Origin of the sequence: Aliiglaciecola sp. CAU 1673 (assembly GCF_029223185.1) — a bacterium.
Taxonomy (GTDB): domain Bacteria; phylum Pseudomonadota; class Gammaproteobacteria; order Enterobacterales; family Alteromonadaceae; genus Bowmanella.
The window spans coordinates 66,605-75,976 of the sequence record NZ_JARHUG010000019.1 but is presented as its reverse complement, the minus strand read 5'-3'; the positions used below and the strand labels follow the sequence as shown (position 1 = coordinate 75,976).

Genomic DNA, 9,372 nt, shown 5'->3' with positions numbered 1-9,372 from the left:
GACCATTTCTAGTTCATATTGTTGGGGGGTTTTGTCTCTAAGCATGGTGAATCCATGTTGTTCACTATGCTCATTAGATCAAAGGCCTGGATCTGCGTCCAGGCCTTTTTCAACAGTCTGAGGCCTGCTTAGCAGGCCTTTTCTTTTAACCAGGGATTGCGGTTTTTGCTTAGTAGTTGGCGTTACCCGGCGTTCTCGGGAAAGGAATAACGTCACGCACGTTTTGCATACCGGTAACGTAAGCTACCAAACGCTCAAAACCCAGACCGAAGCCGGAGTGCTGCACGGTTCCATAGCGGCGCAGATCGCGATACCAGCTGTAGTCCTCTTTATTGAGGCCCATATCGGCCAGACGCTGGTCGAACACGTCCAAACGCTCTTCACGCTCCGAACCACCGATGATTTCGCCGATACCGGGGGCCAGTACATCCATACAGCCAACGGTCTTGCCATCATCGTTTAAGCGCATATAGAAAGACTTAATGTCTTTCGGGTAGTTCTGCATGATGATAGGTGCGCCTACGTGCTCTTCAGCCAGGTAGCGTTCATGCTCAGATGACAGATCAACACCCCATTCCACAGGGAACTCGAAGGTCTTGCCGGATTTTTTCAGGATCTCGATAGCGTCGGTGTAGTCCATGCGAACAAAGGGTTTATCAATGACCTGCTGCAATCTGCTGATCACCTCAGGGTTGATGCGCTCGGCAAAAAACGCCATATCATCGGCACGCTCAGCCAATACCGCCTTAAAGACGAATTTGAGCATATCTTCGGCCAACTGGGCGATATCAGACAGGTCGGCGAAAGCCACTTCCGGCTCTACCATCCAGAATTCCGCCAGGTGGCGGCTGGTGTTGGAGTTTTCCGCGCGGAAAGTGGGGCCGAAGGTGTACACATTGGACATGGCACAGCAATAGGTTTCCAGGTTTAACTGGCCGGACACGGTCAAAAAGGCTTCGCGACCGAAGAAATCCTGGCTGAAATCAATGCCACCTTGTTCGTTACGTGGTGGGTTGACCATATCTAATGTGGAGACGCGGAACATCTCGCCGGCGCCTTCACAGTCACTGGCGGTGATCAAAGGCGTGCTGATCCAGTAAAAACCACGTTCATGAAAGAAGCGATGGATAGCCTGAGACAAACAGTGACGAACGCGGGTCACCGCACCGATCACGTTGGTACGAGGGCGCAAATGGGCGTGTTCGCGTAAAAATTCAATGCTGTGACGCTTGGCGGCCATCGGATAAGTATCCGGGTTTTCTACCCAACCTGTTATCTCTACCTTTGCGGCTTCAATTTCCAGCGCCTGGCCCTGACCCTCGGAAGGCTTCAATTTACCTTCTACGGCAATAGAGCAGCCAGCGGTCAGTTTGGTGATTTCGTCATAATTAGACAGCGAATTAAGCGCGATAACCTGCACCGGGTCGAAGCAGCTGCCATCATGCAGTGCAATAAAAGAAAGGCCGGCTTTGGAATCACGGCGGGTACGTACCCAACCTTTGACTACAACATCAGCGCCGGCAGAGTGTACGCCCTTGAGAATATCAACAACTGGGGTATGCGCCATCTACTGTCTCCATGGGATGCCATTACGCGGATCCCTTTTCTTGCTCTAAAGTTAATTCAATAAATATAAGGATTTACCCAATTAGCACGATATAAACTTTGCCAAATAACACTGCCTTTTCGCGGATTATTGTGAAATGCTGCCAAGAGGCTGCAATATGAGCAAAGACGTGGCTTATGCGTGGGTAGCGCAAGGTGTGTAATCTTACTTGGCTGAACGACAGAAACAAGCAAATTTAAAATGAATAAATCACAGAAATGGGAAGGACCCGACCGGAGACAAACACCGCCTGAAAAAGACGGGTTATTTCGCTTGCTGGTAATGGGCAGTGTGGCCGGTTGGATTACCTTTATCCTGGCTATGCTGGTGTTCCACTTTGCCAGACCTGAACTGGGTACCGGCTTTGCCCGTTACCTGGGCATCGGCCAATCCAGCACCTGGAGCGAATCCCTGACCCTTTACCTGTTGGCGTTATTGGTGCTTTGCCTGGTGTTTAGCCTGATTGCACTATTTATTAAAAGTAGAAGAGCCCGTCGCCGGCATGACGGGATTTGGCTTAATCTTATGATTCTGCTGGTGATCTCCAGTGCCAGTCTGGTATGGGTATTTATGCGGGTCTGAGTCTAGTTAGACAAGTAACCCGCAATAGCGCCGGTTAAAGAACTCAATTGCTCCGGTCGAATAATAAAAGGCGGCATCAGATATACCAGCTTGCCAAAAGGCCTAATCCATACCCCTTGTTGCACAAAATATTTCTGAATACCGGCCATCTCCACGTTCTGATGCAATTCCACCACACCAATGGCGCCAAGTACCCGTACGTCGGCGACGTTCTCCAGTTTACGCAGGGGAATAAGCTCTGCTTTCAGTTGGGCTTCGATGCTTTCAACCTGCTGCCGCCATTCCCCTTTATCCAACAGGGCAAGGCTGGCATTGGCCACCGCACAAGCAAGAGGATTGCCCATAAAGGTCGGGCCATGCATAAACACGCCTGGTTGTCCCTGACAAATGCCCGAGGCGACATCTTCGGTACATAGCGTCGCTGCCAGGGTCATATAGCCGCCAGTAAGGGCCTTACCCAAACATAAAATATCCGGGCTGATATCCGCATGCTCACAGGCAAAAAGCTTACCCGTACGGCCAAAGCCGGTGGCGATTTCGTCACAAATCAGCAGCACCCCATATTCATCACAAAGCTGCCGGGCTCGGCGCAAATACTGGGGATGATAAAGACGCATGCCACCTGCGCCTTGCACCACAGGTTCAAGAATAAGGGCCGCCACCTCATGGTGGTGTTTAGCCAGCATATCCGCCAATGGCGCCACATCATCTTCATTCCAATGCTGCTCGAAGCGGGTTTGCGGGGCGGGTACAAAGAGTTGTCTGGGCAGCACATCCTTATACAGACTGTGCATCCCGGTTTGCGGATCGCATACCGACATGGCATTAAAGGTGTCGCCATGATAGCCGTTTCGCAGGGTTAAGAAGCGGCATTTGCTTTGATTTCCCTGACAGGCCCAGTACTGCAATGCCATTTTCATCGCCACTTCCACGGCAACGGAGCCTGAGTCGGCCAGAAATACCCGCTCAAGCCCTTCGGGTGTGATTTCAACAAGGCGTTGACACAGTTCAATCGCCGGTTGATGGGTTAAACCACCGAACATCACATGAGACATCTTGCCAAGTTGTTCTGTTGCCGCAGCGTTGAGGGCAGGGTGGTTGTAGCCGTGGATAGCGGCCCACCAGGAGGACATACCATCCACTAATTGTCTGCCGTCTTCCAGTTCAATCATCACCCCGTCGGCGCGCACAACAGGATAGCAGGGCAGTGGATTGATAGCGGAAGTGTAAGGATGCCAGATATGGCGTCGATCAAATTCAAGATCCATGATTAGATATTAACCAGTTGTAAAGTTTTAAAATCGCATCTGGTTGACAAGCCAAAGGCGCCGCTTAGACTACCGAACCCATAACTTACTGTAAAGGAAGTACCATGTCCGCCGAATTACGCCACGACTGGACGCTGGCTGAGGTCAACGCCTTGTTTGCCTTGCCATTTAACGATTTATTGTTTCAGGCGCAGACGGTACATCGTCAGCATTTTAATCCCAATGAAGTGCAGGTTAGCACTTTACTATCCATTAAAACCGGTGCCTGTCCCGAAGACTGTAAATACTGTCCACAAAGCGCCCGTTACGATACAGGTCTTGAAAAAGAGCGCCTGTTGGAAGTGGAGAAAGTGTTGGAGCGCGCTCAAGAAGCCAAAGCTACCGGTTCCACCCGTTTTTGTATGGGCGCCGCCTGGCGAAATCCCAAAGACCGGGATATGCCTTATGTGCTGGAGATGGTTAAAGGGGTTAAAAAGCTGGGTCTTGAAACCTGCATGACCCTTGGCATGTTAAGCCGCGACCAGGCGGTGGCTTTAAAGCAGGCTGGCCTGGACTACTACAATCACAATCTGGATACCTCACCGGAATTTTACGGCGAAATTATCAGTACCCGCACCTATGAGGATCGCCTGAATACCCTGGCTCATGTGCGCGAAGCCGGCATGAACGTTTGCTCCGGCGGCATTGTTGGTATGGGTGAATCAGCCAATGATCGTGCAGGTCTTCTGATGCAACTGGCCAACTTACCGGAGCACCCGCAAAGCGTGCCCATCAATATGTTGGTAAAGGTCAAGGGTACGCCGCTGGATAAGGTGGATGAGTTGGATCATTTTGATTTTATCCGCACCATCGCGGTGGCCAGGATCATGATGCCCAAAAGCCATGTGCGTCTGTCCGCAGGACGCGAAAATATGAACGAACAAATGCAAGCCATGTGCTTTTTTGCCGGCGCCAATTCCATCTTTTATGGCTGTAAACTGTTAACTACCTCCAATCCCGATACCCATGAAGACGTGCTGCTGTTTAAAAAACTCGGTATCAATACCGAGCGTGGCCGTGATTATTCGGATGAAGCCCATGAAGCCGTGCTTGAAGAAGCGATGAGCGCCAATCAGCCCAAGGAAAAAGAACTTTTCTACGACGCGAGCCTTTAATGGCCTTCGAGCATATTGATGAACAGCTTCAGGCCAGGCGGGGCGCATCACTTTTTCGTGAGCGCCGCTGCATCGAAGCGGCCGAACCGCGCCGCATTAATGTCGATGGTCACTGGTATTTGAATTTTTCCAGCAATGACTACCTGGGCCTGGCGCAAAGCGATGCACTGAAACAAGCTGCTGCCGATGCTGCCGCAACGCAAGGAGTGGGTAGCGGGGCTTCGCCGCTGGTCAGTGGTCATAGTCGAAGCCACAAGGAACTGGAAGATTATCTCTGTGAAGCCTTAGGGCGAGACAGGGTACTGCTGTTTAATTCAGGCTTCAGTGCCAATCAGGCCCTGATTCAGACTTTGGTGCCCAAAGACGCCAATGTGATTGCCGATCGTTTATGCCATGCGTCTATGCTCGACGGTGCGCTAGCCAGTGGCGCTCGGCTTAAACGCTATACCCATAATGATATGGAACATTTATCCAGGCTGTTGTCGCAAAGTGAAGGTGACTGCCTGGTGATGACCGAAGGGGTATTTAGCATGGATGGCGACCAAGCACCGATAAAAGACATCCTGCGCTTATGTCAGCGCCATCAAGCACTGGCTTTTGTGGATGATGCCCACGGCTTTGGCGTGCTGGGTGCACAAGGGCTGGGCAGTGCAGAATTGCATGGTGCCGATCAAGCCAGCTTGCCATTACTGATGGCCACCTTTGGCAAGGCCATTGGCACCAGTGGCGCATTTGCGGCCACCACAGAAATGTTTTACGACTATCTGGTTAACTTTGCCCGTCACTATATCTACAGCACCGCCATGTCGCCGCTGATGGCGGCTATTACCCTTAGAAGCTTACGATTAGTGCGCGAAGAAAGTTGGCGGCGTGAAAAACTGCAGCAAAACATCCAGCTGTTTAAGACATTGTCTGCCGAGCACGGATTATCATTGATGCCGTCGGACACCGCCATTCAACCATTGCTAGTGGGTGAGGCAGACAGGGCCCTGACGTGTGCAGAAGACCTCCGCCAAGCTGGATTTTTCCTCGTAGCAATCCGTCCACCAACGGTTCCAGACGGGCAAAGCAGGTTACGCGTGACGCTGAGCGCAGCCCATCAGGGCGAAGACATCAAGCAATTGGTGCAAGCCATTGCCAGGAAAGCACAAGATGGCGCCTGATCTGCAAACCAAACTCAGAATTGCAGGTCAGTTTAGTCGTGCCGCTCCCCGCTATGATCAAATAGCACAGGTGCAATGGCAGATAGCACTGGATGCATTAAATAAAGTCCAACGGGTACCCGGCACATTGCTTGATATTGGCGCAGGTACTGGTCGTGTCACCACCAGGCTAAGAGATAAGGCCGACAAGGTGCTGGCCCTGGATATTGCAGAAGGCATGGCGCGTTTTGCCCAGAATACTCATGGGTTAAGTGCTCTGGTGGCCGATGCTGAAAATTTACCGCTGCAGCAAAGCAGTATCGATGGGGTGTTTTCCTGTATGGCGCTGCAATGGTGTCGTCCCATGGATAAGGTGTTGGCAGAACTGCGAAGAGTCATGAAACCCAAAGCCAAAGCGTTATTAGTGCTGATGGTCGATGGCTCTTTGAATGAACTTCATAGCAGTTGGCATTCCCTGGGATTAAGTGGGCGGGCCAATGACTTTGATCAACTTCAAACCTTGACAGAGTTGGCGGAAAAACAAGGGTTTTCAGTGCAAACCGAGAAAAAAGTCTACCGGACCTGGCATCCTCATCTGCTTGATACCTTGCATTCCATTAAAGATGTCGGGGCATCGGTGGTGCTCGATGATGGCGGTCCTGGCCTTACTCGCGCACAGTTTAAAGCACTGGCAATGACCTATGCCGAACATTATCAAAATCCCCAGGGACAATTGCCCCTTAGTTATCACATCGGTTTTTTGGAGCTGACCAAGTGAAAAAGTGGTTTATCACCGGTACAGACACGGATGTAGGTAAAACCTTTGTTTCTGTTGCCATCCTAAAACAACTTAACGCCAGGCGTTTGCAGGCCTTTGGCCTTAAACCCATTGCCTCGGGCTGTGAAATGACAAAACAGGGCCTGCGTAATGCCGATGCCCTGGCGCTGCAAGCCGCCTCCGGCCTGAAACTGGATTATGCCATGCATAATCCCATCGCTTTTGCCGATCCGGTAGCCCCGCATCTGGCGGCTAAGGCAAAAGGCCAAGCTATTGAATTGGATGACATAAATCTTCACTATCAAAACCTTTGCCAACAACCCCTGGATATCCTCTTAACCGAAGGCGCCGGCGGCTGGCGTTTGCCTTTGGGACAGGGACAATATCTGTCAGATTTTGCCAAAGCGCAGAATATGCAGGTGATGATGGTGGTGGGGATGCGCCTGGGTTGTCTTAATCACGCCATGCTCACCGCAGAAGCGATCAAACATGACGGTCTTAAGCTAATCGGCTGGGTAGCCAATCAGGTAGAACTGGATATGCCACTACTGAATGAAAATATCGCCAGCCTAAAAGAACAATTGGACGCGCCTTTCCTTGGCCATATTCCCCGGCTTAAAGCACCTGACGAAGCACAGCGTTATCTGGATCTGTCGCCGCTGTTGTAATTCTTATTTTCACCACAGAGGCACTAAGAGCACAGAGAAAATCATTCAAAAAAACCTCCGTGTCCTCTGTGTCTATGTGGTTCAACAAAATCTATTTAGCCTTAGCCTTAATAGACAAAGTCAAAGTAAAGCGCGCCACGGGCTCATTGCCATTCAGGCTGGGGCAGGTGACCACCACCGATACCGGTTTATTGATGCGCTCGCCGGTGGCCAGGGATTCATCCAGCATCTGATCGATCAATTCGGCATCTTCACTTAAAAAATGCACATCGGCTTCGGGGCGTTTCAGGAATTCGCCCTGCACATCCTTAAAGGCAAAGCTGGCGTTAATGCCACGCTGTTTGGCTTTAAACTGCACTAAAAAGGCACCGGTCAGATCGGCACCAATGGCCAGAGCGCCGAAATACACGCTGCCCAGATGATTCTTGGTGCGCCAGCCATGGGGTATACGTACCTCAAGGGCCTGGTTATCCATACGCAGGATTGTTGGCGAGCAGAATCCGATTAAGGGGATATATCGCCAGGCGAAGAACTTTAAGCCCCAATTGGCTTTTGTTAGTGCATTCATGCTTGTAATGCCATCTTTTATGGGAGTTGGCCGCAGAATATCACTGGTATGACCATTTGCAAATGCCGCCCACAGATTGTGGGCGGGGGATATTTTTACTTGGTACCGAACAGCTTATCGCCGGCATCGCCGAGGCCGGGCAGAATGTAGCCTTTTTCATTGAGCTTTTGGTCGATGGCGGCGGTGTAGAGCTCTACATCTGGATGAGCTTTTTTTAATGCCTCAATACCCTCAGGAGCGGCAACCAGCACCAGCGCTTTAATCTGCGTACAACCTTTTTCCTTAAGCAGTTCCACTGTGGCAATTAAAGAGCCGCCGGTGGCCAGCATAGGATCGACGATAATAGCCAGACGCTGATCTAAATCCGAGGTCAGCTTATGAAAATAGGGCACCGGCTCCAGGGTTTCTTCATTGCGGTAGATACCCACCACACTGATACGGGCATTGGGAATAAGCTCCAGTACGCCATCCAGCATGCCCAGGCCGGCACGTAGTATCGGCACAATGGTGACTTTTTTGCCCTGGATCTGATCAATTTCAGTCGGGCCGCTCCAACATTCAATGGTGGTTTTTTCGGTAGGAAGATCGGCTGTGGCTTCATAAGTCAGCAAACTGCCGATTTCCCGCGCCAACTGACGGAACTCGCGGGTGCTGATATTGGCATCTCTTAACAGGCCAATCTTGTGTTTCACCAGTGGGTGGAAGATTTCTCTTACGGACATCTTATTGCTCCTTAAGAAAGTGACTTAAATCGGCACCTGGTTCAATTTCCTGGCTGTTTCCGCCCAGAAACACCACACCAGGGTGTGAGCCAACCAGGGTTAACTGATTGTCTTCGCGAAGCAGTGCGCTGCCCTCACGAATACCCAGTACCGGCATTTGTGGATTCAGCACCATAAATTCGGCAATGCGCTGGGCGCGGGTTTCAGCGTTATGGCCGGGGGCTTGATAATCAGTGTAGTGAGGGTTTATCTGGAAAGGCACCAGCTTTAGGGCAGTAAATGACGGTGGCTCCACAATGGGCATATCGTTGGTGGTGCGGATACTGTTGCCGCAGATATTGGAGCCGGCACTCCAACCGATATAGGGGGTACCTTGCAGCACCCGCTCACGCAGAGGTTCAATCAAGGCCTGTCGATATAATTCGTTGAGCAGGTTAAAGGTATTGCCGCCGCCCACTGCGATAGCATCGGCCTCCCGCAGGGCCTGTACCGCATTGCTGGCGTGATGAATGCCGGTGACTTCGATTTCCGGTAGGGCCTGTTGCACTATTTGGGTATACTCATCCCAATCTACCGTGACGCCGGCAAAAGGCACAAACAACAGTCTTTTTGCCTGACCCATATGCTTCAATATATGGCTTTTGGCCGTTTCCAGATAGCCGCTTTGCCCCTCACGGGAACTACTTAACATCAAAACCTTCATCGATGCTCCTGTTTTTATTTATTGTTTGGGGCGCTGATGGCCAATTTTCAAATGCTGGCATTATAGGGATAAGTCCATGTAAAATCTCGGCGTTGTGTTTTTAGTGCAGTTCCAAGCAACCGATGTAATCCAAATCCCTCTATCTGACATATTTCTTCACACTTTCTGTTATTGAAAATTC

General features: G+C 50.9%; 10 protein-coding genes. 5 read left to right on the top strand and 5 right to left on the bottom strand.

Features of this window, described 5'->3' with window-relative positions; all coding sequences use genetic code 11:
* Positions 1–169 precede the first annotated feature (169 nt).
* The gene (asnS, locus tag P2G88_RS16855; RefSeq protein ID WP_275798092.1) at positions 170–1,567 is read right to left on the bottom strand and encodes an asparagine--tRNA ligase; all 1,398 of its coding nucleotides are present in this window, start codon (positions 1,565–1,567) and stop codon (positions 170–172) included.
* Between the two features lie 240 nt (positions 1,568–1,807).
* Between asnS and P2G88_RS16850 the strand changes: the two genes are divergently transcribed.
* Positions 1,808–2,188, top strand: coding sequence for a hypothetical protein (locus P2G88_RS16850; RefSeq protein ID WP_275798090.1), 381 nt, complete (start codon positions 1,808–1,810; stop codon positions 2,186–2,188).
* Positions 2,189–2,190: 2 nt separating this feature from the next.
* Here P2G88_RS16850 and bioA read toward each other — a convergent pair whose 3' ends face one another.
* Complete coding sequence (gene bioA, locus P2G88_RS16845) at positions 2,191–3,456, bottom strand: adenosylmethionine--8-amino-7-oxononanoate transaminase (protein WP_275798088.1); 1,266 nt, start codon at positions 3,454–3,456, stop codon at positions 2,191–2,193.
* Positions 3,457–3,560: 104 nt separating this feature from the next.
* On the opposite strand from bioA, the gene bioB reads away from it, so the two are divergent.
* The 4 genes from bioB to bioD are packed head-to-tail and all read left to right on the top strand — an operon-like array spanning position 3,561 to position 7,198.
* On the top strand, positions 3,561–4,610 hold the full coding sequence (gene bioB, locus P2G88_RS16840) for a biotin synthase BioB (RefSeq protein ID WP_275798086.1): 1,050 nt from the start codon (positions 3,561–3,563) through the stop codon (positions 4,608–4,610).
* Positions 4,610–5,773 (top strand): 8-amino-7-oxononanoate synthase, encoded by a 1,164-nt coding sequence (bioF, locus tag P2G88_RS16835; RefSeq protein ID WP_275798084.1) that lies wholly within the window; start codon positions 4,610–4,612, stop codon positions 5,771–5,773. The genes bioB and bioF overlap by 1 nt, the downstream gene beginning before the upstream one ends.
* Positions 5,763–6,530 carry a methyltransferase domain-containing protein gene (locus P2G88_RS16830; RefSeq protein ID WP_275798082.1) on the top strand — a complete coding sequence of 256 codons (768 nt, stop codon included), beginning with the start codon at positions 5,763–5,765 and terminating at the stop codon, positions 6,528–6,530. Before bioF ends, P2G88_RS16830 begins: the two co-directional genes overlap by 11 nt.
* On the top strand, positions 6,527–7,198 hold the full coding sequence (gene bioD, locus P2G88_RS16825) for a dethiobiotin synthase (protein ID WP_275798080.1): 672 nt from the start codon (positions 6,527–6,529) through the stop codon (positions 7,196–7,198). The genes P2G88_RS16830 and bioD overlap by 4 nt, the downstream gene beginning before the upstream one ends.
* A gap of 91 nt (positions 7,199–7,289) precedes the next feature.
* On the opposite strand, the gene P2G88_RS16820 is transcribed toward bioD, so the two are convergent.
* From P2G88_RS16820 to pepE, 3 genes are all read right to left on the bottom strand, one after another.
* A complete protein-coding gene (locus P2G88_RS16820) occupies positions 7,290–7,766 on the bottom strand; it encodes a DUF4442 domain-containing protein (RefSeq protein WP_275798078.1) in 477 nt (158 codons plus the stop codon).
* 95 nt (positions 7,767–7,861) lie between these two features.
* A complete protein-coding gene (gene upp, locus P2G88_RS16815) occupies positions 7,862–8,488 on the bottom strand; it encodes a uracil phosphoribosyltransferase (RefSeq protein WP_275798075.1) in 627 nt (208 codons plus the stop codon).
* Position 8,489: 1 nt separating this feature from the next.
* A complete protein-coding gene (gene pepE, locus P2G88_RS16810) occupies positions 8,490–9,191 on the bottom strand; it encodes a dipeptidase PepE (RefSeq protein ID WP_275798073.1) in 702 nt (233 codons plus the stop codon).
* Positions 9,192–9,372 lie beyond the last annotated feature (181 nt).

Coding starts and splice junctions, on each gene's coding strand:
- pepE (WP_275798073.1), bottom strand. CDS start 9,191: ATGAAGGTTTTGATGTTAAGTAGTTCCCGTGAGGGGCAAAGCGGCTAT.
- asnS (WP_275798092.1), bottom strand. CDS start 1,567: ATGGCGCATACCCCAGTTGTTGATATTCTCAAGGGCGTACACTCTGCC.
- bioA (WP_275798088.1), bottom strand. CDS start 3,456: ATGGATCTTGAATTTGATCGACGCCATATCTGGCATCCTTACACTTCC.
- bioF (WP_275798084.1), top strand. CDS start 4,610: ATGGCCTTCGAGCATATTGATGAACAGCTTCAGGCCAGGCGGGGCGCA.
- P2G88_RS16850 (WP_275798090.1), top strand. CDS start 1,808: ATGAATAAATCACAGAAATGGGAAGGACCCGACCGGAGACAAACACCG.
- bioB (WP_275798086.1), top strand. CDS start 3,561: ATGTCCGCCGAATTACGCCACGACTGGACGCTGGCTGAGGTCAACGCC.
- P2G88_RS16820 (WP_275798078.1), bottom strand. CDS start 7,766: ATGAATGCACTAACAAAAGCCAATTGGGGCTTAAAGTTCTTCGCCTGG.
- P2G88_RS16830 (WP_275798082.1), top strand. CDS start 5,763: ATGGCGCCTGATCTGCAAACCAAACTCAGAATTGCAGGTCAGTTTAGT.
- upp (WP_275798075.1), bottom strand. CDS start 8,488: ATGTCCGTAAGAGAAATCTTCCACCCACTGGTGAAACACAAGATTGGC.